General features: G+C 64.0%; 25 protein-coding genes. 15 read left to right on the top strand and 10 right to left on the bottom strand.

The features are described 5' to 3' along the window. Positions 1-2: 2 nt before the first annotated feature. The gene (gene lysA, locus AB1N67_RS23805; RefSeq protein WP_070572091.1) at positions 3-1,250 is read right to left on the bottom strand and encodes a diaminopimelate decarboxylase; all 1,248 of its coding nucleotides are present in this window, start codon (positions 1,248-1,250) and stop codon (positions 3-5) included. Between the two features lie 9 nt (positions 1,251-1,259). Then, positions 1,260-1,469 carry a lipoprotein gene (locus tag AB1N67_RS23800; RefSeq protein WP_367863435.1) on the bottom strand — a complete coding sequence of 70 codons (210 nt, stop codon included), beginning with the start codon at positions 1,467-1,469 and terminating at the stop codon, positions 1,260-1,262. A gap of 277 nt (positions 1,470-1,746) precedes the next feature. Here AB1N67_RS23800 and cyaY point away from each other — a divergent pair, with 277 nt between their 5' ends. From cyaY to rnk, 3 genes are all read left to right on the top strand, one after another. Continuing rightward, positions 1,747-2,079 carry an iron donor protein CyaY gene (cyaY, locus tag AB1N67_RS23795; RefSeq protein WP_043213409.1) on the top strand — a complete coding sequence of 111 codons (333 nt, stop codon included), beginning with the start codon at positions 1,747-1,749 and terminating at the stop codon, positions 2,077-2,079. Continuing rightward, complete coding sequence (locus AB1N67_RS23790; protein ID WP_043213407.1) at positions 2,080-2,301, top strand: DUF1289 domain-containing protein; 222 nt, start codon at positions 2,080-2,082, stop codon at positions 2,299-2,301. Between the two features lie 133 nt (positions 2,302-2,434). Further along, positions 2,435-2,845, top strand: coding sequence for a nucleoside diphosphate kinase regulator (rnk, locus tag AB1N67_RS23785; RefSeq protein WP_043213405.1), 411 nt, complete (start codon positions 2,435-2,437; stop codon positions 2,843-2,845). A 163-nt stretch (positions 2,846-3,008) separates the two neighbouring features. Here rnk and AB1N67_RS23780 read toward each other — a convergent pair whose 3' ends face one another. The 3 genes from AB1N67_RS23780 to AB1N67_RS23770 form a co-directional block, all read right to left on the bottom strand. After that, positions 3,009-5,873: a class I adenylate cyclase gene (locus AB1N67_RS23780; protein WP_332771011.1), complete on the bottom strand. Its 2,865-nt coding sequence runs from the start codon at positions 5,871-5,873 to the stop codon at positions 3,009-3,011. Between the two features lie 183 nt (positions 5,874-6,056). Further along, positions 6,057-6,302 carry a TIGR02647 family protein gene (locus AB1N67_RS23775; protein ID WP_043213401.1) on the bottom strand — a complete coding sequence of 82 codons (246 nt, stop codon included), beginning with the start codon at positions 6,300-6,302 and terminating at the stop codon, positions 6,057-6,059. A 64-nt stretch (positions 6,303-6,366) separates the two neighbouring features. Further along, on the bottom strand, positions 6,367-6,675 hold the full coding sequence (locus AB1N67_RS23770) for a hypothetical protein (RefSeq protein ID WP_043213398.1): 309 nt from the start codon (positions 6,673-6,675) through the stop codon (positions 6,367-6,369). Positions 6,676-6,820: 145 nt separating this feature from the next. On the opposite strand from AB1N67_RS23770, the gene AB1N67_RS23765 reads away from it, so the two are divergent. Further along, positions 6,821-7,480: a glutathione S-transferase gene (locus tag AB1N67_RS23765; RefSeq protein ID WP_317847720.1), complete on the top strand. Its 660-nt coding sequence runs from the start codon at positions 6,821-6,823 to the stop codon at positions 7,478-7,480. A 196-nt stretch (positions 7,481-7,676) separates the two neighbouring features. On the opposite strand, the gene argH is transcribed toward AB1N67_RS23765, so the two are convergent. Beyond that, entirely contained in the window at positions 7,677-9,071 is a 1,395-nt protein-coding gene (gene argH, locus AB1N67_RS23760) for an argininosuccinate lyase (RefSeq protein ID WP_070572082.1), read from the bottom strand. 308 nt (positions 9,072-9,379) lie between these two features. Here argH and AB1N67_RS23755 point away from each other — a divergent pair, with 308 nt between their 5' ends. From AB1N67_RS23755 to AB1N67_RS23725, 7 genes are all read left to right on the top strand, one after another. Continuing rightward, positions 9,380-10,123 (top strand): LytTR family DNA-binding domain-containing protein, encoded by a 744-nt coding sequence (locus AB1N67_RS23755; protein WP_043213393.1) that lies wholly within the window; start codon positions 9,380-9,382, stop codon positions 10,121-10,123. A gap of 105 nt (positions 10,124-10,228) precedes the next feature. After that, complete coding sequence (gene hemC / locus AB1N67_RS23750) at positions 10,229-11,170, top strand: hydroxymethylbilane synthase (RefSeq protein WP_043213392.1); 942 nt, start codon at positions 10,229-10,231, stop codon at positions 11,168-11,170. Further along, positions 11,167-11,937, top strand: coding sequence for a uroporphyrinogen-III synthase (locus AB1N67_RS23745; RefSeq protein WP_367863434.1), 771 nt, complete (start codon positions 11,167-11,169; stop codon positions 11,935-11,937). The genes hemC and AB1N67_RS23745 overlap by 4 nt, the downstream gene beginning before the upstream one ends. A 45-nt stretch (positions 11,938-11,982) precedes the next feature. Further along, positions 11,983-13,083, top strand: a complete 1,101-nt coding sequence (locus tag AB1N67_RS23740) for a uroporphyrinogen-III C-methyltransferase (protein ID WP_043213388.1) — start codon at positions 11,983-11,985, stop codon at positions 13,081-13,083. Beyond that, the gene (locus AB1N67_RS23735; protein ID WP_043213386.1) at positions 13,080-14,318 is read left to right on the top strand and encodes a heme biosynthesis HemY N-terminal domain-containing protein; all 1,239 of its coding nucleotides are present in this window, start codon (positions 13,080-13,082) and stop codon (positions 14,316-14,318) included. The genes AB1N67_RS23740 and AB1N67_RS23735 overlap by 4 nt, the downstream gene beginning before the upstream one ends. A gap of 221 nt (positions 14,319-14,539) precedes the next feature. Next, complete coding sequence (locus AB1N67_RS23730) at positions 14,540-15,046, top strand: disulfide bond formation protein B (protein ID WP_043213384.1); 507 nt, start codon at positions 14,540-14,542, stop codon at positions 15,044-15,046. A gap of 231 nt (positions 15,047-15,277) precedes the next feature. Further along, positions 15,278-15,748, top strand: coding sequence for an Rsd/AlgQ family anti-sigma factor (locus AB1N67_RS23725; protein ID WP_043213381.1), 471 nt, complete (start codon positions 15,278-15,280; stop codon positions 15,746-15,748). 9 nt (positions 15,749-15,757) lie between these two features. Here the strand turns inward: AB1N67_RS23725 and AB1N67_RS23720 are convergent, their stop codons facing one another. Then, positions 15,758-16,420, bottom strand: a complete 663-nt coding sequence (locus AB1N67_RS23720; RefSeq protein WP_043213379.1) for an FKBP-type peptidyl-prolyl cis-trans isomerase — start codon at positions 16,418-16,420, stop codon at positions 15,758-15,760. A 224-nt stretch (positions 16,421-16,644) separates the two neighbouring features. Here AB1N67_RS23720 and AB1N67_RS23715 point away from each other — a divergent pair, with 224 nt between their 5' ends. Then, complete coding sequence (locus AB1N67_RS23715) at positions 16,645-17,745, top strand: AlgP family protein (protein ID WP_367863433.1); 1,101 nt, start codon at positions 16,645-16,647, stop codon at positions 17,743-17,745. Here AB1N67_RS23715 and AB1N67_RS23710 read toward each other — a convergent pair. Further along, positions 17,721-18,203: a TIGR02444 family protein gene (locus tag AB1N67_RS23710; protein ID WP_336201948.1), complete on the bottom strand. Its 483-nt coding sequence runs from the start codon at positions 18,201-18,203 to the stop codon at positions 17,721-17,723. The genes AB1N67_RS23715 and AB1N67_RS23710 overlap by 25 nt on opposite strands. Before the next feature lie 69 nt (positions 18,204-18,272). On the opposite strand from AB1N67_RS23710, the gene AB1N67_RS23705 reads away from it, so the two are divergent. The 3 genes from AB1N67_RS23705 (at position 18,273) to AB1N67_RS23695 (ending at position 21,522) form a co-directional block, all read left to right on the top strand. After that, complete coding sequence (locus tag AB1N67_RS23705) at positions 18,273-20,183, top strand: ATP-binding cassette domain-containing protein (RefSeq protein WP_367863432.1); 1,911 nt, start codon at positions 18,273-18,275, stop codon at positions 20,181-20,183. After that, positions 20,183-20,770 carry a mechanosensitive ion channel family protein gene (locus AB1N67_RS23700; protein WP_070572070.1) on the top strand — a complete coding sequence of 196 codons (588 nt, stop codon included), beginning with the start codon at positions 20,183-20,185 and terminating at the stop codon, positions 20,768-20,770. The genes AB1N67_RS23705 and AB1N67_RS23700 overlap by 1 nt, the downstream gene beginning before the upstream one ends. A 119-nt stretch (positions 20,771-20,889) precedes the next feature. After that, entirely contained in the window at positions 20,890-21,522 is a 633-nt protein-coding gene (locus AB1N67_RS23695; RefSeq protein WP_090344276.1) for a LysE family transporter, read from the top strand. A 55-nt stretch (positions 21,523-21,577) separates the two neighbouring features. On the opposite strand, the gene AB1N67_RS23690 is transcribed toward AB1N67_RS23695, so the two are convergent. Then, complete coding sequence (locus AB1N67_RS23690; protein WP_043208196.1) at positions 21,578-22,330, bottom strand: slipin family protein; 753 nt, start codon at positions 22,328-22,330, stop codon at positions 21,578-21,580. Positions 22,331-22,332: 2 nt separating this feature from the next. Continuing rightward, entirely contained in the window at positions 22,333-23,679 is a 1,347-nt protein-coding gene (locus AB1N67_RS23685) for a nodulation protein NfeD (protein ID WP_367863431.1), read from the bottom strand. Positions 23,680-23,691 lie beyond the last annotated feature (12 nt).

The following is a 23,691-nucleotide window of genomic DNA, read 5'->3' as shown; positions in this document are numbered from 1 at the left end:
TTTCACTCCGGCAGCAGGCTTTCGCCGGCGAACAGTTCGGCAATGGTTTCCCGGCGACGGACTTCGAAAGCCTCGTTGCCATCGACCAGCACTTCGGCGCAGCGGCCACGGGTGTTGTAGTTCGAGCTCATGACAAAACCATAGGCGCCGGCGGACTGAACGGCCAGCAGATCGCCTTCGGCCAGGTTCAGTACGCGGTCCTTGGCCAGGAAGTCGCCGGTTTCGCAGATCGGACCGACCAGGTCATAGGTGCGGCCTTCGCCGGCACGCGGCTTGACCGCGCTGACGCCCATCCAGGCCTGGTACAGGGCCGGGCGGATCAGGTCGTTCATCGCTCCATCGATGATGGCGAAGTCCTTGTGTTCGGTGTGCTTGAGGTACTCGACGCGGGTCAGCAGGACACCGGCATTGGCGACGATGTAACGGCCCGGCTCGAACACCAGGGCCAGGTCACGTTCGCCGACGCGCTCGCGGATGGCCTGGATGTAGTCCGATACCAGCGGTGGCTCTTCGTCGCGGTAGCGAACGCCGACACCACCGCCCAGGTCCAGGTGACGCAGGTGGATACCGCACTCGGCCAGGCGGTCGACCAACACCAGCAGGCGGTCCAGGGCATCGAGGAAGGGCTCGACGGTGGTCAGCTGCGAGCCGATGTGGCAGTCCACGCCCACCACTTCCAGGTTGGGCAGTTGCGCGGCGCGCACGTAAATGGCTTCGGCGTCGGCGATGGCGATGCCGAACTTGTTTTCCTTGAGACCTGTGGAGATGTACGGGTGGGTGCCGGCATCGACATCCGGGTTCACGCGTAGCGAGACCGGGGCGACCTTGCCCATCTCGGCCGCCACCACTTGCAGGCGCTCGAGCTCTTCGGTGGATTCGACGTTGAAGCAGTGCACGCCGACTTCCAGCGCGCGACGCATGTCGTCACGGGTTTTGCCGACACCGGAGAACACCACCCGATCGGCGCGTCCGCCAGCGGCTAGCACACGCTCCAATTCACCGCCGGAAACGATGTCGAAGCCTGCACCCAGGCGCGCCAGGACGTTCAGCACGCCCAGGTTGGAGTTGGCCTTGACCGCGAAGCAGACCAAGTGCTCGGTGCCTTGCAGGGCATCGGTGTAGCTGCGGTACTGGGCCTCGATGTGGGCGCGCGAGTACACGTAGGTCGGGGTGCCGAAACGTTCGGCGATGGCCGACAGGGCCACGCCTTCCGCGAACAGCTCGCCGTCGCGGTAGTTGAAAGCGTCCATTGGATTTCCTTAGTACTGCGCGGGCTGCGACTCTGGCTGGGCGGGTTCGGCAGGCTCGAGCGTCTCGGCCGGCTGGACCGCTTGATGCTGGTGCGATTTACGGGCGTCCTTGCCGTCCTTGCCGTCTTCCGGCAGGTACAGAGGGCCTTTCTGACCGCAGGCCGAAACGAGGCAGGCAACCGCGACCAGCGCCGCGAGGGAGGAAATCAGGCGCTTCATTGGCGAATCCTTTGAAATATGCAGTATTGCGCCCGAGTATACCGAGCGCCTGCCGGATTGCCTATGCAAGGACCGGTCCGCCTGGCGGCCCGATCAAGCTTCACTGACAAGGACGTACGGTTCGACGCAGGCTCAGCTTTTTTTCCGCCGCTTGCAGCTTCCCGCTCGAAGCTTGAAGCTTATAGCGCGAAGCTTATAGCTTGATGCTTTGCATTCCCGGCAAGTCGCCCGTATCTTGCCCGGCTTGCCGTAAGCAGCCAATTTCGAGGTACCTGCAATGAGTTTGAGCGAAGCGCGTTTCCACGATCTGGTCGACGCGACCCAACAGGCCCTGGAAGACCTGTTCGATGAGAGCGGCCTGGACGTGGACATGGAGAACTCCGCCGGGGTGCTCACCATCAAGTTCGACAGCGGCAGCCAGCTGATCTTCAGCCGCCAGGAGCCGCTGCGCCAGCTTTGGCTGGCCGACCGTTCCGGGGGATTCCACTTCGACTACGACGAAGAGAGCGGCAAGTGGGTCTGCGAGAAGAGCGAAGAGCTGCTGGGCGAGATGCTCGAGCGTATCGTCTGGGAGCGAGCCGGCGAGAAGCTGGACTTCGACGAGATCTGAATGAGCGACCAACCTCGGCCACCCAAGCCGCTTTACAGTAACGTCAGCCCGGCGGTGCCGTCGCCTTGCATCAGCGTGTGTCGGCTCGACGAGCGCCGGGTCTGTACCGGGTGTTTCCGTCATGTCGAGCACATCCGCGAATGGCGTTCGGCCGACGACGAACGGCGCCGGCAGATCTGCCGTGAAGCCCAGGCCCTGCGAGGGCAGCACATCGGCCATTGACGGTCCGGGCTTGAGTATTTGTCCGGCTGTGGTAGTGTCGGGCTTGCGTCGATGACGTCAAAAGCATTCACAAACCCCGCCCTTGGGCGGGGTTTTGCTTTATCTGCCTGTTAAAAAGGAGTCTGACTGGATCATGAGCACCAAGCCTTCCCTCATCCTCACCCGATTGGACGTACAGCGTCTCGAGCGCCTGATCGACAGCCTCGACGAAAGTACGCCGGGTGTGCTCGCCCTTCAGGACGAGCTGGACCGCGCCGATCAGGTGGTCGGTCACGAGGACGTCCCGGCCGGTGTGGTGACCATGAACTCGCGTGTGCACTGCCGCGAGGAAGCCAGTGGCAAGGATTATCACCTGACCCTGGTCTACCCGAAGGATGCCGGCCCCGAAGGCAACGTCTCGATCCTGGCGCCGATCGGTTGTGCGTTGCTGGGGCTGTCGGTCGGGGACCAGATCGACTGGCCAGCCCCGGGCGGCAAGACGCTCAAGCTCAAGCTGCTGGCCGTTGAGTACCAGCCGGAAGCTGCGGGCGACTACGACCTCTGAGACACACAGATGGGCTCACCGTCTTGCATTGTCTGATCGGGTACTTTCGCGGGTAGACCCGCTCTCGCAAGGATCTACGTCGGCCCTGTGGGAGCGGGGTCCACCCGCGATACTACGCAAGTGCCACCGCCAGGCTCTTGGCCCGGTCCGCGCCCTGGAGGCATCAAGGCTCCAAGGTCGCCTGCAACTGCTCCAGGCCATCGTTGAGCGCCCGCTCCAACTCGGTTTTGTAGCGCAGATAAAGCGCGGTGGAGCCTTGGTCGTCACCTAGCAGTTCGGACAAGTCCAGGTCGGTGATGTAGCACCGATAGCTGCCCGCGCCACGGCGTTGCCCCAGGATCTGCCGAGCGACCACGGCGTACAGCTGGTCGCCATGCTCCAGCTCGGAGAACTCCTGTTGGTTGCAATAGAGCGTGATGTGCATCTCGTCTGCCGCCCCGGCCTGCAGGATCGCCTGAACCTCGTAGTAGGGCTGGCCGATGCCTTCGCGCGGTGACGGCCGTGGCTCGAGGCTGCGCGCCTTGCCAGGGCCTGATGGCAGCAACTGGTAGTAAAGGATTTCCAGCGACGCCTGCTGCAGGCTGTCCAGCGGCAGCTGCGCATCGTGTCGCACCACGACCGAGCGCAGGAAGCGTTGCAGCGGCAGCAACAAGTGTGCCTCGTCCTGCAACGGTAGGCGTTGATGCCACAGGGCGTTGTATTCATCCAGCACGTACAGGTCGGCCCACCCCTCCAGCAGGCGATAGAACACCTGCAGGCAATCGCGGCGGCCCTGTTCCAGCACCAGCGGCAGGTCATGGTCCTGCAAGGCGTTGGCATCCAGGTGCAGAGGGCTGTACTGGCCGCGCTCCTCGCCCAGGCAACCCAGTACCGCGTCATGATCGGGCAGGGTGGTCAGGGTGACTTGTCCAGGTTGCAGTTCCAGTACATGGGTGTGCTGCGCCACCTGCAGCAGGTAGCGATGGTTGAGCCTCTGCTCGAGCAGCAATTGAGCGGTGTCGAAGATTTCCTCGACCCGCAGGGCGATGGCCTGGGCGCGATTGCGACAGAAGCAGCGCACCCGTAGCCGGGGGCGTTGATTGCGCTGGCCGAGGCTGTTGAGGAAGTCGCGCAGGCAGCGCACCAGCGCGTGTTCGCCGTCGTAGCGCTGGACCAGCACCTCGTTCCAACTGTTGAGGGTGACCTGATCGAGCGTCAGGACGAGGTTTTCGCGCACCCCGGCGTAGCTCAGCGAGTCGGTGCGTTCGGTGGTCATCAGGATGTTCAGATCGCGATGATGACGCAGCGGATCGACGCCGACGTTGACCAGCAGCAGGACCTCATCGGCCACGCTCGGTTGCAGCAGGCGGACTTCGCTGACCGTCCCCAGTGGCAGCGGGATGCTCTGTTGCAAGCTGCCCAGCAGATTGAACAGCTCAAAGTCGGTCAGGTCGCTGTCGCCGGGGTGCAAGGCCAGGCGCGTGGTGTTGTCGATCACGCCATTGCGATGGGCCCAGGTGAGCAGCTCTAGCAGCTCGCGGCAACGCTTCAGTGGGCTGAAGTGCTCCCATTCGTGTACGCCCAGGTTGCCGTTGTACAGGCCCCAATGGGTGGTGCCCGGCTCCTTGCGGTTGGGCGACTGGACCAGGGTCAGGGTGTCTTCGGCCAGGTCCGGCGCGATACCCGGGTTGATCACCTCGATCTTGCCGGCCCGGCGCTCGAAGGCCGCATATAGCCGTCGACCCAGCACATTGAGGTCGCGTTGGTCGGCACGACTGCTGGCGCTCTGGTCGCGGGCGAACTGGGTGAGGAAGCGATAGCTGTGGTTGAGCTCGGCTACCAGCTCACGGCGTTCCGCGGCTACCTGGCGTACCTTCCATTGGCTACGGGTATCGAGCATGGCCAGTTGGCGTTCGTCCCAGCCCCACTCATTGGTCAGACGCGCGAGCAACTGGCGTTGCCAGCCGCTGGCGCGGGAGCGGCCGAGCTCGCTGAGTTTCTTGTTCACTTTCAGGTACAGGCTACGACGTACCAGCTCCAGGCGGGTGGACTCACCCCGTTGTTGCAGGTACTGCTCGATGCGCCGGTAGACCATCACGTAGGGGTCCAGCGCGTCAAGGTCCAGCTGGTTGGCGAACACCGCCTGCTTGTATTCCAGGCTCAGGCAGCGCACATCGGGGTGTTCGCTGGCATAGACCTCGGTGAGCAACAGTTTGAGCAATGACTTGTAGGGCGAGTCGATCCCCTTGAACAACTGCCACAAGCCGGCGCCGACGAATTCGCCGGGCGGGATATGCGCCAGGTGACCGAGGTCCAGGTCGTCCTCGGCGCGGATGAACCGTTTGGACAGCAGGGTCTGGGTGTAGGCCCGGTAGTTGTGTTCCTCGTACACGGGCACCAGCCACCACAGTGGTGTGCGCCCGGCCAGCCAGATCGCGGTGCGGTAGAACTCATCGAGCAGCAGGTAATGCTGGGTAGTCCCGCAGTCGTCGGAGCTGAGCTCTCCATTGCGCTCGCCCTGGACGAACCCCTGGGGCTCGATGAGGAAGAAATGCGCCTCGGCGCCCTGGCTGGCGGCCCAGGTTTCCAGAAGCTGGCATTTGCGCCGCAGTTCGGCCAGTTCGTCATCCTGTAACCCTGGGGCGTGACATACCCACAGGTCCATGTCGCTCTGCTCGGCCTGGGCCAGCGTGCCCAGGCTGCCCATCAGAAAAAGCCCGTGGATCGCCTGCGGCGCCGTGCCGTGGCGGGGTTTGTAGGTGAAGGAGCGGGCCAGGCGCTGGGCTTCGGCCAGCAGATCGGGGCCAGGCTCGAAGCCCGAGACACCCGCTGGCGTCGTGCCCGAGACATAACCTGGGAGCACGGGGTGGTTGACGTGAAACAGCAGGGGCAGTGCGGTCAGCACCTGTTGCTGGCGGGTGGAGAGCCCTTCCCGCGCACGCTCCAGGCGGCCTTGGTTCAGGTGCAGAAAGCGCGCACGCAGTTTCGCCAGTTCCTTGCGGTCGATGCCTTGCTCGAGGTCGGGGCGGATTTCGTGGGGGCTGTTCATTGCACACTCAAGGACACGGCCAGGGGAAGCACCGGCGAGTTTAGCCTGAGTGATGGGGTCGGATAAGCAAAAAAACGGGTTTTTTGGCGTCATTTCCCCGTCATTGCAGGCCGCATTCACAACCAAACCCGTCCCGACAGACATGTCGGGCGGATTGGGCTGTACGTAACGGCGGCGAAAGACTCAGGCTGGCTGCGCGGCCTTGAGGATGGTCAGCACTTGCTGAACGCTCTGGGCGGCATCCAGCCCCAGGCTGGTCAGGTAGCCACCATCGGGCTGGTCGGTGAGTTGCTTGTCGTACAGGCGGCGGGCTGCGGCCACCAGGGCAGGGGCAGCGTTGCTGTGGACCTTGATGCCTTCCTGGTGGGAATCCAGGTTGAACAGGGCGAGGACTTCCAGTTCAGCGATCAGTTCGGGGGTAAAGGACATGGGGACTCCTGACTTCCAGACAAGGACGGAGGCACCGTGATCGGTGCCTGATCCTGGAGTGTAGTCAGGCTTCGTCGTCGTCGCCTTGATCTGCTTCAGGTGGCAGCTCGGGCAAGGCGCGCAAGGCGTTCTCGTACCACTCGCCATTGAAGGGGCGGTCCTCGTCGAGCATGGCGTCGATCTCGATGGCCAGGACATGGGCCATGAGGTTGAGGATGTCCTCGCGTTCGTAGCCGACCAGGGTCAGTTTGTTGAATGTGGCCTTGGCTGCCGGCGGCTCGCCGCTTTCGATCTGGTTCTCGATGGCCTGGGTCAGGGTTGCCTCTACGAAGGCTTCCTCTTCGTTGTTGTCGATGTCGCTGGGCTCGCTCATGGCAGTGCTCCTGGAGTGGGATGCACAGTTTGCCATGCTTGCGCGGGCCATGCCTGGCCATCGATAGGGTCGATGATGCTGGTCAGAGCCTGGGGATGAGTCTATAAAAGCCGGGCCATCCCCACACGGCCTGGAGGCTGTAACAATGCTCAAGCTTCACGGATTCGCGGTCAGCAACTACTACAACATGGTCAAACTGGCCTTGCTGGAGAAAGGCCTGCCATTCGAAGAGGTGCTGTTCGTTCCCAATCAGACCCCGCAAGCCCTGGCGATCAGTCCCCGCGGCAAGGTACCGGTGCTCGAGACCGAGCACGGTTTTCTCAGCGAAACCACAGTGATCCTCGATTACATCGAGCAGACCCAGAGCGGTAAGCCGCTGTTGCCGGCAGATGCCTTCGCACAGGCCAAGGTGCGGGAGCTGGTCAAGGAAATCGAACTGTATATCGAGCTTCCGGCGCGGACCTGTTATTCCGAGGCTTTCTTCGGTATGGCCGTCGAGCCGCTGATCAAGGAGCGCGCCCGCACCGAGCTGCTGGCCGGTTTTGCCACGCTCAAGCGCAACGGCAAGTTTGCCCCTTACGTGGCAGGCGAAACGTTGACGCTGGCCGATCTGATGTTCTGCTTCTCGGTGGACCTGGCCTGCGCAGTGGGCAAGAAGGTGCTGAACGTCGATTTCCTGGCCGAATTCCCCGAGGCCAAGGCATTGCTGGAGGTGCTGGGGGCGAACCCGCACATGGCGAAGATCGTGGCGGACAAGGAGGCGGCGATGCCGGCTTTCCTGGAGATGGTTCGCAGCAAGCGCTGAGAGAAGTAGCGGCCGTATGCGGCCAAGAGGAGCGGGTTCATCACCCATCGTGCTGCAAGGCACCGGCTTTGCCGGTGTTCGCGGCGGTTCGGCACCTCGATGAACCCGCTCCCACTGAAATCACTAAAACGCTGGGGGCGTGAGTTCATCGAGGCGCCGAACTGCCGCGACTGAGGGCAAACCCTCGCGAAGCGGCTTAACGCGAAGCCAGCAGCGCCTTGCCGCGGGCCACGGCTGCACGTACTTGGGCCGGTGCGGTGCCGCCAATGTGGTTGCGCGCATTGACCGAGCCTTCCAGGGTCAGCACGGCGAAGACATCCTGCTCGATTTGATCGCTGAACTGGCGCAGTTCGTCCAGGCTCATCTCGGCCAGATCCTTGCCGGTGTCGACGCCATACTTCACCGCGTGACCGACGATCTCGTGGCAGTCACGGAACGGCAGGCCACGACGGACCAGGTAATCGGCGAGGTCCGTGGCAGTGGAGAAGCCGCGCAGGGCCGCTTCACGCATGATGGCGTGCTTGGGCTTGATCGCAGGAATCATGTCGGCGAAGGCGCGCAGGGAGTCGCGCAGGGTATCGGCGGCGTCGAACAGGGGCTCCTTGTCTTCCTGGTTGTCCTTGTTGTAGGCCAGCGGCTGGCCTTTCATCAGGGTCAGCAGGCCGGTCAGGGCGCCGAACACGCGGCCGCTCTTGCCACGCACCAGCTCCGGGACGTCCGGGTTCTTCTTTTGCGGCATGATCGAGCTGCCGGTGCAGAAGCGGTCGGGCAGGTCGATGAACTGGAACTGCGCGCTGGTCCACAGCACCAGCTCTTCGGAGAAGCGCGACAGGTGCATCATCGCCAGGCTCGCCGCGGCGCAGAATTCGATGGCGAAGTCGCGGTCCGAGACGCCATCCAGCGAATTGCCGGCGACGGCCTCGAAGCCCAGCAGCTTGCAGGTCAGCTCACGGTCGATCGGGTAGGTGGTGCCGGCCAGCGCGGCGCTGCCCAGCGGCATACGGTTGGTGCGCTTGCGGCAGTCGACCAGGCGCTCGTAGTCGCGGCTGAGCATCTCGAACCAGGCCAGCAGGTGATGACCGAAAGTCACCGGCTGCGCGGTCTGCAGGTGGGTGAAGCCGGGCATGATGGTCTCGGCTTCGCGCTCGGCCTGCTCCAGCAGGCCCTGCTGCAGGCGGGTGATCTCGGCCAGGATCAGGTCGATCTCGTCGCGCAGCCACAGGCGGATGTCGGTAGCCACCTGGTCGTTGCGGCTGCGGCCGGTGTGCAGCTTCTTGCCGGTGATGCCGATGCGGTCGGTCAGGCGGGCCTCGATGTTCATGTGCACGTCTTCCAGGTCGACGCGCCAGTCGAAGCTGCCCGCTTCGATCTCGCCCTGGATGGTCTTCAGGCCGTCGATGATGGCATCGCGCTCGGCGTCGGTGAGTACGCCGACCTGCGCCAGCATGGTGGCGTGGGCGATCGAACCCATGATGTCGTGGCGGTAGAGGCGCTTGTCGAAATCGACCGAGGCGGTGAAACGGGCGACGAAGGCGTCGACGGGCTCACTGAAGCGGCCGCCCCAGGACTGATTGGTCTTGTCGGTGCTCATGGATTCACTCGTTGAAGGCGTGAACGAAAAAGTGGCGCCGATCATAACAGGGTTGGAGCGCGCGCCGCAGGGCGCTGGTCGAGAGAAATCTCGCAAAGCCCGGGGTGAATCGGTGTGTGGGGATATTCAACGATTGAACGGCAGTGTTCCACGGACCGTCTACAGTTGGACAGAGGACTGGCGGCGAATCTGCCGGGCCAGTGAATCTTTGGCCGTCGCATCGGTCTAGAGCGTGACCGCGTGTCGGTCGCCCTACACCTTGTCTACGCTATACCCATGCGAGACTCACTCAGGAATCCAGCGTAATTATGAATGTCCTGATCGTTGATGACGAACCCCTGGCCCGTGAACGCCTGACCCGGATGCTTGGCGAGCTGGAGGGCTACACCGTGCTGGAGCCCAGTGCCACCAACGGCGAGGAGGCCCTGGCCTTGATCGACAGCCTCAAGCCTGATGTGGTGCTGTTGGACATCGGCATGCCTGGTCTGGATGGCCTTCAGGTGGCCGCCCGGCTGTGCGAGCGCGAAGCGCCACCGGCGGTGGTGTTCTGTACCGGTGACGACGAGTACGGAAGCCAGGCTTTCCGGGAAAGCACCCTCAGCCATGTGACCAAACCCATCCAGCCTCAGGCCCTGCGCGAAGCCTTGCGCAAGGCCGACAAACCCAACCGCGCCCAGCTCGCCGCGCTCACCCGCCCGGCCAATGAAGGCGGCGGCCCGCGCAGTCATATCAGTGCGCGGACCCGCAAGGGTATCGAGCTGATTCCCTTGCCCCAGGTGATCTATTTCATTGCCGACCACAAGTACGTGACCTTGCGCCACGAGGCCGGGGAGGTCTTGCTGGACGAGCCGCTCAAAGCCCTGGAGGACGAGTTCGGCGAGCGCTTCGTGCGCATCCACCGCAACGCCCTAGTCGCCCGGGAGCGTATCGAACGCCTGCAACGCACGCCGCTTGGGCACTTCCAGCTGTTCCTCAAAGGGCTCGACGGCGATGCGCTGACAGTCAGTCGCCGCCACGTGGCGGGTGTGCGCAAGATGATGCAGACGCTCTGAACCGGCGGATGTCGGCCAGGGAAGGCCGGGTGATGACCTGAATCTGCTAGGTGCGCTGGCGGAGCTGTTATCATCGGCGGCATTTCTACTGGATCGGGGCGTTCCATGTCCACTCGTGAAATCCGCATTGCCACCCGTAAAAGTGCCCTGGCCCTGTGGCAGGCCGAATATGTCAAAGCCCGCCTGGAAGAGGCCCATCCTGGCCTGGTCGTGACCCTGGTGCCCATGGTCAGCCGCGGTGACAAGCTGCTCGACTCGCCATTGTCGAAGATCGGCGGCAAGGGCCTGTTCGTCAAGGAACTGGAAACCGCCCTGCTCGAGCACGAGGCCGATATCGCCGTGCATTCGATGAAGGACGTGCCCATGGACTTCCCTGAAGGCTTGGGCCTGTACTGCATCTGCGAGCGCGAAGATCCACGCGATGCGTTCGTATCCAATACCTTCGCCAGCCTCGATGCGCTGCCGGCCGGCAGTATCGTCGGTACCTCCAGCCTGCGCCGCCAGGCTCAGTTGCTCGCGCGACGCCCGGACCTGCAGATCCGCTTCCTGCGCGGCAACGTCAATACCCGCCTGGCCAAGCTCGATGCTGGCGAGTACGACGCCATCATCCTCGCCGCGGCTGGCTTGATCCGCCTTGGTTTCGAAGACCGCATCAGTTCCACCATCAGCGTCGACGAGAGCCTGCCCGCCGGTGGCCAGGGCGCGGTGGGCATCGAATGCCGCAGTGCGGACCAGGCGATCCACGCCTTGCTGGCGCCGCTTCATCACACCGACACCGCCGATCGCGTGGTGGCCGAGCGGGCGCTGAACAAACGCCTGAACGGCGGTTGCCAGGTGCCGATCGCCTGCTACGCGGTACTTGAAGGCGAGCAACTGTGGCTGCGTGGCCTGGTCGGCCAGCCCAGCGGCGGCACGTTGCTGGTGGCCGAAGCCCGCGGCCCGCGTGGCCAGGCCGAGGCTTTGGGTGTGCAGGTCGCTGAAGATCTGCTTGGCCAGGGGGCCGAGGCCATCCTCAAGGAGGTCTACGGCGAGGCTGGGCACCCGTGAGCCCTTGGCGCCTGCTGCTGACCCGCCCCGAAGAGGAGTGCCAGGCGCTGGCGCAAAGCCTCGCGCAGGCAGGGATCGCCAGCAGCAGCCTGCCTTTGCTGGCCATCGAACCGGTTGCGCTGCAGGCCGGGCAGCGCCAATACCTGGCGGACTTGCACGGTTACCAGGTGATCATCGTGGTCAGCAAGCCAGCCGCGCGCCTGTTACTCGAGCAGTTGGGCCAGGCCGGCCTGCAGCCGCCGCGAGAAGGTTGGTTCACTGTGGGGGCGGCCACGGCGCAAGTGCTGCAGGCGCAGGGCTTGAAAGTTGACTTTTCGGCGCAAGGTGACGACAGCGAGGCCTTGCTCGCGCTACCGCACCTGCGCGAGGCTATGAACCGGGCCGCCACCCCTCGCGTTTTGATCGTGAGGGGCGTCGGAGGTCGCGAACTGCTGGCCGGGCGTCTCGCAGAGCAAGGTGCTAGTGTCGATTATCTGGAACTGTATCGACGCAACCTGCCGGTGTATCCGGCTGGCACCCTGCTGCGCCGCATCGAGGCGGAACGCCTGAATGGCCTGGTGGTCAGCAGTGGGCAGGGGCTGGAGCACCTGCTGCAGCTGGCGGGGGCCGACTGGCCACGCCTGGCGCGCCTGCCATTGTTCGTGCCGAGCCCGCGGGTAGCCGAACAAGCCAGGGCGTTGGGCGCCCAACAGATAGTGGATTGCCGTGGCGCCAATGCCGCGGCCTTGATGGCAGCCGTGCAGCGAACTACTGCACCTGCCGACTAAGGCGCTAAGCTCAATGCGACGCGCCCCCATGCAAAGGATGGATACGTGAGCGAAACTGTCTTGTCCAACAACGAACAACCCACGGCGTCCGATACGCCGGAATCCACCTCCGCCACGCCTGCCAAGCGCTCTGGCAACGGCCTGGCACTGTTGGCCCTGCTGCTCGGCGCGGCAGGGGTCGCCGTCGGTGGCTGGGGTGTCTGGCAGGTCCGTCAGCTGCAAGGCAGCGAGCAGGGCCAGGGCCAGCATCTGCAGGCCCTGAACGAGCGCACCGAGGCGTTGCAACAACGCGAGCAGCAGATCAGCGCGCAACTGGCCACCCTGCCGGCGGCCAGCGAGCTGGAGGACCGCCGTCGTCTGGTGGCACAGTTGCAGGGCGACCAGCAACGCCTCAACCAGCGTCTGGAAACCATTCTGGGCGAGAGCCGCAAGGAATGGCGCCTGGCCGAGGCCGAGCACCTGCTGCGCCTGGCGACACTGCGTCTTTCTGCGCTGCAGGACATCGCCAGCGCCAAGGCCCTGGTCGAAGGGGCGGACGAGATTCTTCGCGAGCAAAGCGACCCTGGGGCATTCGCTGCCCGAGAACAACTGGCGCGCAGCCTGGCCACCCTGAACAGCACCGAGCAGCCGGACCGCACCGGTCTGTTCCTCAAGCTGGCAGCCCAGCGCGAGCTGGTCCAGCAGCTCAGTGCACAATCGCCTGAGTTCGAAACCAAGGCCGATGCCCTGGGCGCCCTGACGGCCGATGGCGATGGCGCCAGCCGCCTCTCCCAATGGTGGGCGGAGATTTCCAAGTACTTCCAGATCGAGTTCAACGCCGACGAGAACGTGCGGCCGCTGTTGTCCGGACAATCGCTCAACCAGCTGCGTCTGGCGCTGAGTCTGACCATCGAGCAGGCACAATGGGCGGCGCTCAACGGCCAAGCGAAGGTCTATACACAGGCCTTGGACGATGCCCGCAGCGTATTGCTGGCCAATTTCAACGCCGACAACCCGCAGAGCAAGGCCATGCTCGCCAGCCTCAACGAACTGGCCGAACAGCCGGTCTCGGTGGTCACTCCTGACCTGTCCGAGAGCCTGGCCGCGGTGCAGGCGTACATCCAGCGTCGCCACCTGCCAGCGGAAGCCGAAGGGGGCAAGCCATGAAGCGCGTCTACCTGCTGGCGGTGCTGGCGATCGTGATAGCCGCGGCACTGGGCATCGCAGTCGCCAAGCACAGTGGCTATGTATTGGTCGCCTACGGTGGGTTCCGCTACCAGTCCGGACTGTGGGCGGCCTTAGCAGCGCTGGTCGCCATTGTCGTGGTGCTCTGGCTGGTGCGTTACTTGATCGGTCTGGTGCTGACTTCGAGCGGTGTGGTCAACCCCTGGTCGCGGCGCAACCGCAGCCGTCGTACACGCATCGCTATCGAGCAGGGGCAACTGGACCTTGCCGAAGGCCGTTGGGCGAGTGCCCAGCGCCACCTGCACCGCGCTGCCGAGGCCGAGCGCCAGCCATTGCTTTACTACCTTGGCGCGGCCCGAGCCGCCAATGAGCTGGGGCGTGTCGAAGACAGCGACAGTCTGCTCGAGCGCGCCCTGGAGCGTCAGCCCCAGGCCGAGTTGGCCATCGCCCTGACCCATGCGCAATTGCAGATGGATCGCGGCGACATTGGCGGTGCCCATGAAACCCTGCTGGCCATGCAGGAGCGTCACCCTCACAACAACCAGGTGCTGCGCCTGTTGTACCGCCTGCATCTGGAGCAAGGTGACTGGTCGGCGTTGATCCGTCTGCTGCCGGAGCTGCGCAAAGGCAAAGTGCTGCCGGCCAAGGAACTCGCCGAGCTGGAGCAACGCGCCTGGGGTCAGAACCTCGGCCTGGCGGCGACCCGCGGCGAAGATGCCCAAGCTGCCCGCCAAGCCTTGGAGCGGGCCTGGCAACAGCTTACGGCGGCGCAGCGCCAGGAGGCGCAATTGGTATCGGCCTACGCTGAGCAGCTGCGCCAGCTCGGTGCCCAGGGCGAAGCCGAACAGGTGCTGCGCACGGCGCTCAAGCGTCAATACGAAAGCCACCTGGCCCGTCTGTATGGGCTGGTGCGCGGCGACGATCCGGCCCGACAGCTGCAAACGGCCGAAGGCTGGCTCAAGGACCACCCGCAGGACCCAAGCCTGCTGCTCACCCTGGGCCGTCTGAGCCTGCAGAACCGACTGTGGGGCAAGGCCCGGGACTACCTCGAAAGCAGCCTGCGTATGGAGCGCAATCCGGAAGCCTGTGCTGAGCTGGCCCGGCTGTTGGCCGGGCTGGGTGAGACCGAACGCAGTAATCAGTTATTCCAGGAGGGGCTGGGCCTGCTGGACGAGCGACTCTTGGCTTTGCCACTGCCCGAGGGCGTGCGAGCCTGACCGAACCAGGTACCCACGCCGAGCCGTGGGTACCTGGCGCTGTAACTTCTCCTGTTAGGTTGGCGGCATTTACGCTAACTCTCTTCGGAAATCTCCTACTCGAAGTTGCAGACTTTCCTTTTTCAATCAGGGAGTTGTCTCTCCTGTAGCGCCTTGAAACAAAGCGCCTCTTTCCACTACCGTTCCGGGCTACTTCATTTTGATCCGGGACCTTCTCGCTCATGCTGCCGGCCCGCTTGCGCACCTTTTTTCTGATTGGCGGTTTCGCCTCGGCGGCGGTCCTGCTTGCCTCGTTCTGTCTCGAAAACACCCTTGGCCTGGTGCCGTGCTCCCTGTGTTTCAGTCAGCGATTGCTGCTTGGGTTGTACGCATGGGTGTGTATGTGTGCGGTGTTGCATTCGCCGGGCATGGTCGGCAAGCGCAACTATGCGGTGCTGGCGCTGGGTTGTTCGTTGAGTGGGGCGCTGCTGGCATCCAGGCATGTCTGGTTGCAAGGGGCGGGGCTGACGGTCGATGCCTGCCAGATGCCGTTCGCGTGGATGCTGGAGCAGTCGTGGGAGCAGGCGTTGAAGATGCTGGTACTGGGTGGCCCCGACTGCACCTCGCTGACCTGGAGCTTCGTTGACCTGACCTTGCCCGAGTGGAGTCTGCTGGCGTTCCTGTCTTTGTCGGCCCTTCCGCTGAGCTGGTTGCTGGGCTACCGCATGCGCCAACTCGGCAAAGGTTGATCCACGACAAATGTCATGGGATCGCACGACCAGCGGTGTCCTGCCAGGGTATTAAACGCTTGTATGAACTTTGTCCACTGCGTACCTTGAAGCCCAGCACGTGCGGGAATAATCTCGCAGCACGCTTACCGAAAACACAACTGCTCGATGCCGTCCTGCTGATGTCACCTTTGTGCCGCGGTATTAGCGCACGAGGTGCAGCGGCATCTACCCAGAAGGGAAGAGATCGCCATGCTCGATAGTTGTCAGAACGCTCAGGAACGCTGGGGTGGGGTTCACAAGCTGATCGACCGTTGGCTCCAGGAACGAGCGGAGCTGGTCCAGGCCTTTCGCGCCTTGCGCGACGCCAAACCGGCCTTCGCCGACAAAGACAAAAACCGTGATTTTTGCGCGGTGCTCGTCGACTACGTTTCGGCGTGGCATTTCGAAGTGAGTGAGCAACTGGTCACCGAGGCCAAGGCGTTCGGTGACGAGGGTGCGCTGCAGCTCGCCGAGCAGATCAACCCGCGAATCAACGACATCACCCAGATTGCACTGGCCTTTAACGACCATTGCGAAAAGGGCGAGTGCAAGGACCCCGAGCGCTTCTCCAAGAAATTGGGCGAACTCGGCAGCCTGTTGCACGAGCGCTTCGAACTCGAGGACTGCCTGATCGAGGTACTGCACAACGCGCACAAGGAAGAGGGCGCGGTGCAGGCCTGAGGGCAGGCGTCAGTCGGCCACCGCCAGCAGTTCGATTTCAAAGACCAAGGGGGTGTAGGGCGCGATCAGGTCGCCCGCACCTTCGGCTCCATAGGCTTGTGCCGACGGGATCACCAGGCGCCACTTCGCCCCTGCCTTCATGTGCGGCAATGCCACTTGCCAGCCTTCGATCACCGAGTCCAGGTTGAACCATTGGGGCTGCTGGTTCTGGTCGAACACCGAGCCGTCCGGCAGCTTTCCTACGTAGCGTACCTGGACCTTGCCACCGGCTTTGGGTGAGTTGCCCGTACCGCTTGCCAGCTCGCTGTAAAGAATGCCTTCTGGCAGCTCGTGGACACCTGCCCGCGCCCGCTCGTTGGCCAGGAAGCGTTTCTCCGCTGCCAGGCTTTTATCAATCTGGGCCTGTTCGGCGGCCGCGCTGGCTTGTTCTTCGTGTTGCTGGAGAATGGCTTGCATGCGCGGCTTGTCGAGCTTCAGTGGCTGGCCCTGGTAGGCCTGGCGCAGGCCCTCGACCAAAGCGTCGAGCTCAAGGCCGGGCACTTCGTCACGCAGGCGTTCACCCAGGCTGGCGCCAAGGCTGTACGCCAGGTCGTGGTTGGAGGGGGATGCTTCAGGGTTGGCCCAGGCCAAAGGCGCTGTCAGGCACAGGCCGAGAATAAGATAACGAGGCACGGTCAACTCCTGCTGCGATGAGCGCAAAGTATGCCAGCCTTGTTGGCCAAAGATGTGTAAATATCAGCAACACTTTATTGGGCAACTACACTTGCACCGAGCTGCAAGATGACAACTTTGCCCAGGCATGCAACGCGGCGTTCATAATACTGTCCACATGCCCTAGCGGCGGTAGCAGCAGAAGCATAGTATGAGCCGCAATCTCGTCAGCCAGGAGGTAAACCATGTCGGCCAAGAAGAAGCCAGTCAGTACGCCGTTGCACCTGCTCCAGCAACTTTCGGGTAGTCTGCTCGAACATTTGGAAGATGCCTGCTCGCAAGCGCTGGCGGATGCCGAGAAACTGCTGGCCAAGTTGGAAAAACAGCGCGGCAAAGCCCAGGAAAAACTGCACAACGCACGCCTGAAGTTGCAGGACGCCGCCAAGGCCGGTAAAGCCAAGGCTCAGAACAAGGCACATAAAGTGTCCGCTGAACTTGAGGAGTTGCTCGACTCGCTCAAGGAGCGTCAGGCGCAAACTCGCACTTATATTCAACAACTTAAACGTGACGCTCAGGAAAGCCTGAAACTTGCCCAGGGTGTTGGCAAAGTGCGCGAGGCTGCCAGCAAGGCGCTCGACCAGCGCGCGTCGGCCGCTAAGGCACCTGCCAAGCCGGCAGTGACTAAAGCCGTTGCCCGTCCGGCTGCCAAGGCGACTGCAAAACCAGCCGCAAAACCGACCGCCAAAACCGCCGCTGCCAGGACCGCAGCCGCCAAGCCCGCTGCCAAGGCGCCGGTGAAAGCCGCTGCCAAGCCTGCGGCCAAGGCCCCGGTGAAAGCCGCTGCCAAGACTGCGGCCAAGGCACCGGCGAAAGCCGCTGCCAAGCCTGCGGCCAAGGCCCCAGCCAAAGCCGCCGCCAAGCCGGCTGCCGCCCGTACCGCGGCTGCAAAACCTGCCGCAAAACCTGCCGCTGCCAAGGCCACCGCCAAGCCGGCTACGACCAAGACCGCCGCCGCCAAGCCCGCTGCCAAAGCCGCCGCCAAGCCGACTGCCGCCAAACCTGCCGTCGCCAAGCCTGCAGCCAAGCCCGCCGCAGCCAAACCGGCCGCAGCCAAGGCGACTACCGCCAAACCAGCCGCAACCAAGACCACGGCTGCCAAGCCTGCTGCGCGTAAGGCCCCGGCCAAACCAGCTGCGGCCAAGCCTGCCGCCAGCAAGCCAGCAGAAGCCAAGCCTGCCGCACCGGTGACCAGCAGCCCTGCGCCAGCGACCAACTCGGCAGCGCCTGCCGCCGCGTCGCCAGCACCGGCCAGCACCCCGGCTCAGTCGGCGCCGTCGGCCTCCTGACGCCCATTGGCCACGGCGCGCAGCTGATTCAGCGCGTCGTGGCCACGGGCTTGCTCGGGCACCAGCCATTGCAGCCAATCGCCTGGCGGGCCGCTCGGGTCCGCAGGCCATTGCCCCGCACACGCCTGCAAACGCGCCAGCAACATGTGCTCCGCTTCCAGCTCCAATCCTTTCACCTGCTCGCGCAGTGACGCCAACTGCGCATCGCCTTGCGCCGCTTCGCGCCATTGTTGGCGCAGCACGCGCAGGGGAGCTATGACCTGTTGCTGCCATGGGCCGGCAATGGCTTGTAGCGCAGCCGCGCGCATCGCATCGGGTGCGACACGGCGGGCCTGTAGCCAAGTCCCGCAAAGCAGCAGACAGACATCCGCGCCTGCCCCTTGCAGTGCAAGGCAGGCCGCTTCGACCCCGGGCTGGCGATACAGCGCCAGGGCGTGATTCCACAATTCGTTCTGCATGTTCGGACTCGCCAGTGGTCAAGGTGGCCTGTGTGCCCAGAAGGGAAGCTGATAGACTCCGCGACCATCATGATCAGACTATCGAATCTCACTTTACAGCGTGGTCCGCAGCGCTTGCTAGAAGGCGCCGAGATGACCCTGCACGCCGGTCACAAGGCCGGCCTGATCGGCGCCAACGGTGCCGGAAAATCCAGCCTGTTCGCCTTGCTGCGCGGTGAGCTATCGCCCGATGCAGGCGACTGCCAACTGCCTGGCGACTGGCGCATCGCCCACATGCGCCAGGAGGTCGACACCCTCGATCGCCTGGCGGTGGACTATGTGCTCGACGGCGACGTACGCCTGCGCAAGATCCAGGCTGACCTGGCTGTCGCCGAGGCAGCCCACGATGGCACTGCCGTAGCGCGTCTGCACAGTGAGCTCGACAGCGCCGACGGTTACACCGCCGATGCCCGCGCGCGCAAGCTGCTGGCAGGTCTGGGCTTCACCACCGAGCAGATGGACCGACGCGTCGGCGACTTCTCCGGCGGTTGGCGGATGCGCCTGAACCTGGCACAGGCCCTGATGTGTCCATCCGATCTGCTGCTGCTCGACGAGCCCACCAACCACTTGGACCTGGACGCCATCCTCTGGCTGGAGGACTGGCTCAAGGGCTATCCCGGCACGCTGCTGCTGATTTCCCACGACCGCGACTTCCTGGATGCGGTGGTCGACCATGTGCTGCATGTCGAGCAGCGCAAGCTCAACCTCTACAAAGGTGGCTACAGCGCCTTCGAACGCACCCGTGCCGAGCGTCTGGCACAGCAGCAACAGGCCTATGAGAAGCAGCAGGCCCGCCGCGCGCACATGGAAAAGTACATCGCGCGCTTCCGCGCCCAGGCCACCAAGGCCCGTCAGGCGCAGAGCCGGATCAAGGCCCTGGAGCGCATGGAGGAGCTGTCTGCCGCCCATGTGGACTCGCCGTTCGACTTCGTTTTCCGCGAGTCGGAGAAAATCTCCAACCCGCTGCTGGACCTTTCCGAAGGCCGTCTGGGCTATGGCGACAAGGCCATCCTGGAGAAGGTCAAGCTGCAGCTGGCGCCCGGTGCACGCATCGGCCTGCTGGGCCCTAACGGCGCCGGCAAGTCGACCCTGATCAAGAACCTCGCTGGTGAGCTCGAACCCATCGCCGGGCGCCTGGTGCGGGGTGAGAACCTGGCGGTGGGCTACTTCGCCCAGCACCAGCTCGACTCCCTGGACGACAAGGCCAGCCCCCTACTGCACTTGCAGCGCATTGCGCCGGCCGAACGTGAGCAGACCCTGCGTGACTTCCTCGGTGGGTTCGATTTCCACGGCAACCGCGTCGACGAGCCGGTGGTGAACTTCTCCGGCGGCGAAAAGGCGCGCCTGGCCCTGGCGTTGATCGCCTGGGAGCGTCCGAACCTGCTGTTGCTCGATGAGCCGACCAACCACCTGGACTTGGAGATGCGCCTGGCCCTGACCATGGCCCTGCAGGAGTTCAGCGGCGCGGTGGTGGTGGTTTCCCACGACCGACACCTGCTCAAGAGCACCACCAACGACTTCCTGCTGGTGGCCGATGGCAAGGTCGAAGCCTTCGACGGTGACCTGGACGACTATAGCCGGTGGTTGATCGACTATCGCCAACGCAGTGCGCCGGTCAGCAATGCCCCGGCCAACCCGGATAAGACCGACAAGAAGGCCCAGCGTCAGGCCGCCGCCGCGTTGCGTCAGCAACTGGCACCGCACAAGCGCGCCGCCGAGAAGCTCGAGGCCGAGCTGAACCAAGTGCATGGGCAATTGGCCGAGATCGAGACGGCGTTGGTCGATGGTGGTCTGTACGAGGCGTCCCGCAAGGACGAACTGCGTGACTTGTTGGCGCGTCAGACCAAGCTCAAGCAGCGCGAGGGCGAGCTGGAAGAAGCCTGGATGCAAGCGCTGGAAACCCTCGAGGCCATGCAAGCCGAGCTGGAGGCGTTGTCCTGATGGAGGAACTGCGCTCGCTGCTGCCAGGGCAATGGATGGACGCGTTCTGGCTTGGGCTGCAGATCCTGCTGATCCTGATCGCCGCGTTCATCTTGCAGCGTGTGATCGCTCGTGGGCTGAGTCGGCTGGGTAACCGCTATCCGCTGCCACCCGAGCTGCTGGTGCCGGTGCGTGGCGGTCTGCGCTGGCTGATCATGGGCAGTGCGCTGTTGTTCGTGCTCGAGCGTCTGGGCGTTTCGGCCACGGTGCTGTGGACGGCGCTGTCAGGCTTCGTCGCGGTGGCGGCGGTGGCGTTCTTCGCCATCTGGAGCGTGCTCTCCAACCTGCTGTGCGCGGTGCTGATCTTCACCGTCGGACCGTTCCGTATCGGTGATGTGGTAGAGCTGGTGGACACCCTCGACAAGCCGGGGGTCAAGGGCCGGGTGATTGCCATCAACCTGTTGTACACCACGCTGATGGAAACGCCCGAGGCGGGCGGGGCGCTGGTGCAGGTGCCGAACAGTCAGTTCTTCCAGAAAGCCGTGCGCCGGTGGCGTGGGACCGAAGTGGCTACGGTGTCGAAGGGCGAGCCGGTCGAAGCGGATTGACGCGTTGGACCGTGTTGGTGTCTTCGTGGGGATGACAGAAGCCACGAAAAATCGCTGGTGATTTTTTCACCAACCCCTTAGCTTTACGTTTTGCAACATATGTCAGAGCGAGGTGTGCGATGTCGATGGAAACCTGGTTGGCCTTCTTTGCCGCGTGCTGGGTAATCAGCCTGTCGCCGGGTGCCGGGGCCATCGCCTCGATGTCCAGCGGGCTGCAGTACGGGTTCTGGCGTGGCTACTGGAATGCCCTGGGCCTGCAACTGGGCCTGATCGTGCAGATCGCCGTGATCGCCGCCGGTGTGGGCGCCATCCTTGCCGCCTCGGCCACCGCCTTCCAGCTCATCAAATGGTTCGGCGTCGCTTACCTTGTGTACCTGGCCTACAAACAGTGGCGCGCCTTGCCCATGGACATGAATGACACCTCGGGCGTGCGGCCTATCGGCAAGCCGATGAGCCTGGTGTTCCGCGGTTTCCTGGTCAACGTCAGCAACCCCAAGGCACTGGTGTTCATGCTCGCGGTGTTGCCGCAGTTCATCAATCCGCATGCGCCGCTGGTACCCCAGTACCTGGCCATCACCGCCACTATGATCACCGTGGACATGCTGGTCATGGCCGGCTACACCGGCCTGGCGGCCCGCGTACTGCGGTTGCTGCGCACGCCCAAGCAGCAAAAGCGCATGAACCGCACGTTTGCCGGCCTGTTCATCGGTGCGGCGGCGTTTCTGGCGACCTTGCGCCGCGCGCCGGTCTGAACCGTTCGCAGCCCCCACAGGCTTGGCTTCGAGCCGGTGGGGGCTGCAGTGAGGATCAACGGGGCTTATCGACCAACCCCTTGAGCAAGTCCACCGGCAGCGGAAACACGATGGTCGAGCTCTTGTCCCCGGCAATCGCCCCCAGCGTCTGCATGTAGCGCAACTGCATCGCCCCTGGCTCCTTGCTCAACATCTGCGCCGCCTGCATCAGCTTCTCCGAGGCCTGCAGTTCACCTTCGGCGTGGATCACTTTGGCCCGCCGTTCACGCTCGGCTTCGGCCTGACGGGCGATGGCCCGAACCATCGATTCATTGAGGTCAACGTGCTTGATCTCGACGTTGGCCACCTTGATGCCCCACGCATCGGTCTGCGCGTCGAGCACTTGGCGTATGTCCAAGTTGAGCTGCTCACGCTCGGCCAGCAGTTCGTCCAGCTCATGCTTGCCGAGTACCGCGCGCAGGGTGGTCTGGGCCAGCTGGCTGGTGGCGCTGAGAAAGTCTTCCACCTGGATGATCGCCTTCTGCGGGTCGAGCACGCGAAAGTACAACACGGCATTGACCTTGACCGAGACGTTGTCGCGGGTGATCACGTCCTGGGGCGGCACGTCGAGTACCACGGTGCGCAGATCGACCCGCACCATCTGCTGGATCCCCGGGATCAGGATGATCAAGCCCGGCCCTTTGACCTGCCAGAAGCGCCCCAGTTGGAACACCACGCCCCGCTCGTACTCGCGCAGGATGCGCAGGGCCGACAGCAACAGCAGGCCGATGACCGCCAGCAAGGCGCCAAAACCGAATTGAACGAACATCTTCACTCTCCTTGCGCGCAGGGCGCGGTGGCACTGACCTCCAGCATCACGCCATGGCGGGCCGTCACGCGCACATGTTGGCCAGGCTGCAGTGGGGTCGCGCACTGGACTTGCCATTGTTCGCCCTGGGCCTGCACAGAGCCGCAGAACGGATTGTCTGCCACCACCTGGGTCACCGTGACCAAGCTGCCCACCAGCCCGGCATCGCCACTGACCAAGGCGCGTCGCCTGGCCTTGATGGCCATGCCCAAGACGCCGCCGAGCAACAGTGCCGAGACCGCCGCCAAGGCGACGATCAGCCCCAGGGGAATGCCGAAGCCCGGCGCGTCGGTGTCCATGAGAATCACCGCGCCGACCACGAACGCGACGATGCCGCCGAAGCCGACCACACCGAAGCTCGGCAAGAACGCCTCGGCGACCATGAAGGTCACGCCCAGTAGGATCAGCGCTACCCCCGCATAGCTCACCGGCAGCAACTGCATGGCGTACAGGGCCAGCAACAGGCAGATGCCACCGATCACACCGCCGACGCCGGAGCCCGGGTTCATGAACTCGAACAGCAAGCCATAGATCCCGATCATGATCAGGATGAGCGCCACGCTGGGATTGGTGATCACTGCTAGCAGTCGGGTGCGCCAGTCCGGCAGGTGTTCGACGATGGCGGCGCCGGCGGTGTGTAACTGGCGCGGCTGGCCGGCAGCGATGAAGGTCTTGCCGTCCAGTTGCTTCAACAGGTCCGGGAGGTCATCGGCCAGTTGGTCGATGACTTTGATGCGCACCGCCTCGCTGGCCGACAGGCTGACCGCCTCGCGCACGGCCTTCTCTGCCCACTCGGCGTTGCGCCCGCGCAGCAGGGCCAGACCGCGAATGTACGCGGCGGCATCATTGACCTGCTTGCGCGCCAGGGTGTCGTCTTCGCGCAGCGCGTTGGGCTCAGGTTTGCCCGGCGGTGCCGCCCCGATCTGCACAGGCGTGGCGGCGCCCAGATTGGTGCTTGGCGCCATGGCGGCCACGTGGCTGGCATACAGGATATAGGTGCCGGCGCTGGCTGCCCGGGCCCCGCTGGGGGCGACGAAGCTGGCCACGGGCACGGGGCTTGCGAGAATCGCCTTGATGATCTGGCGCATGGCGCTGTCCAGCCCGCCCGGGGTGTCCAGGCGGATCACCACCAGTTGCGCGTTTTGTGCCTGTGCCTGTTCCAGGCCGCGTACCAGGTAGTCGGCAGTGGCTGGGCCGATGGCATCGTCGACATCCAGCAACCAGACGCTGGCACCGGACGCTGCAAAGCCACTCGGAACCATGCCGAGCACGAACATCAGCAGCAGCCAGCGCCAGCCGCGAGCGATCACCTGTCGTCACCT

It is taken from the genome of Pseudomonas guariconensis (assembly GCF_040822035.1).
Taxonomy (GTDB): domain Bacteria; phylum Pseudomonadota; class Gammaproteobacteria; order Pseudomonadales; family Pseudomonadaceae; genus Aquipseudomonas; species Aquipseudomonas guariconensis.
The sequence above is the reverse complement of the archived record's forward strand: the minus strand, read 5'-3'. Positions and strand labels throughout refer to the sequence as shown.

Coding starts and splice junctions, on each gene's coding strand:
- lysA (WP_070572091.1), bottom strand. CDS start 1,250: ATGGACGCTTTCAACTACCGCGACGGCGAGCTGTTCGCGGAAGGCGTG.
- AB1N67_RS23800 (WP_367863435.1), bottom strand. CDS start 1,469: ATGAAGCGCCTGATTTCCTCCCTCGCGGCGCTGGTCGCGGTTGCCTGC.
- cyaY (WP_043213409.1), top strand. CDS start 1,747: ATGAGTTTGAGCGAAGCGCGTTTCCACGATCTGGTCGACGCGACCCAA.
- AB1N67_RS23790 (WP_043213407.1), top strand. CDS start 2,080: ATGAGCGACCAACCTCGGCCACCCAAGCCGCTTTACAGTAACGTCAGC.
- rnk (WP_043213405.1), top strand. CDS start 2,435: ATGAGCACCAAGCCTTCCCTCATCCTCACCCGATTGGACGTACAGCGT.
- AB1N67_RS23780 (WP_332771011.1), bottom strand. CDS start 5,873: ATGAACAGCCCCCACGAAATCCGCCCCGACCTCGAGCAAGGCATCGAC.
- AB1N67_RS23775 (WP_043213401.1), bottom strand. CDS start 6,302: ATGTCCTTTACCCCCGAACTGATCGCTGAACTGGAAGTCCTCGCCCTG.
- AB1N67_RS23770 (WP_043213398.1), bottom strand. CDS start 6,675: ATGAGCGAGCCCAGCGACATCGACAACAACGAAGAGGAAGCCTTCGTA.
- AB1N67_RS23765 (WP_317847720.1), top strand. CDS start 6,821: ATGCTCAAGCTTCACGGATTCGCGGTCAGCAACTACTACAACATGGTC.
- argH (WP_070572082.1), bottom strand. CDS start 9,071: ATGAGCACCGACAAGACCAATCAGTCCTGGGGCGGCCGCTTCAGTGAG.
- AB1N67_RS23755 (WP_043213393.1), top strand. CDS start 9,380: ATGAATGTCCTGATCGTTGATGACGAACCCCTGGCCCGTGAACGCCTG.
- hemC (WP_043213392.1), top strand. CDS start 10,229: ATGTCCACTCGTGAAATCCGCATTGCCACCCGTAAAAGTGCCCTGGCC.
- AB1N67_RS23735 (WP_043213386.1), top strand. CDS start 13,080: ATGAAGCGCGTCTACCTGCTGGCGGTGCTGGCGATCGTGATAGCCGCG.
- AB1N67_RS23730 (WP_043213384.1), top strand. CDS start 14,540: ATGCTGCCGGCCCGCTTGCGCACCTTTTTTCTGATTGGCGGTTTCGCC.
- AB1N67_RS23725 (WP_043213381.1), top strand. CDS start 15,278: ATGCTCGATAGTTGTCAGAACGCTCAGGAACGCTGGGGTGGGGTTCAC.
- AB1N67_RS23715 (WP_367863433.1), top strand. CDS start 16,645: ATGTCGGCCAAGAAGAAGCCAGTCAGTACGCCGTTGCACCTGCTCCAG.
- AB1N67_RS23710 (WP_336201948.1), bottom strand. CDS start 18,203: ATGCAGAACGAATTGTGGAATCACGCCCTGGCGCTGTATCGCCAGCCC.
- AB1N67_RS23705 (WP_367863432.1), top strand. CDS start 18,273: ATGATCAGACTATCGAATCTCACTTTACAGCGTGGTCCGCAGCGCTTG.
- AB1N67_RS23700 (WP_070572070.1), top strand. CDS start 20,183: ATGGAGGAACTGCGCTCGCTGCTGCCAGGGCAATGGATGGACGCGTTC.
- AB1N67_RS23695 (WP_090344276.1), top strand. CDS start 20,890: ATGTCGATGGAAACCTGGTTGGCCTTCTTTGCCGCGTGCTGGGTAATC.
- AB1N67_RS23690 (WP_043208196.1), bottom strand. CDS start 22,330: ATGTTCGTTCAATTCGGTTTTGGCGCCTTGCTGGCGGTCATCGGCCTG.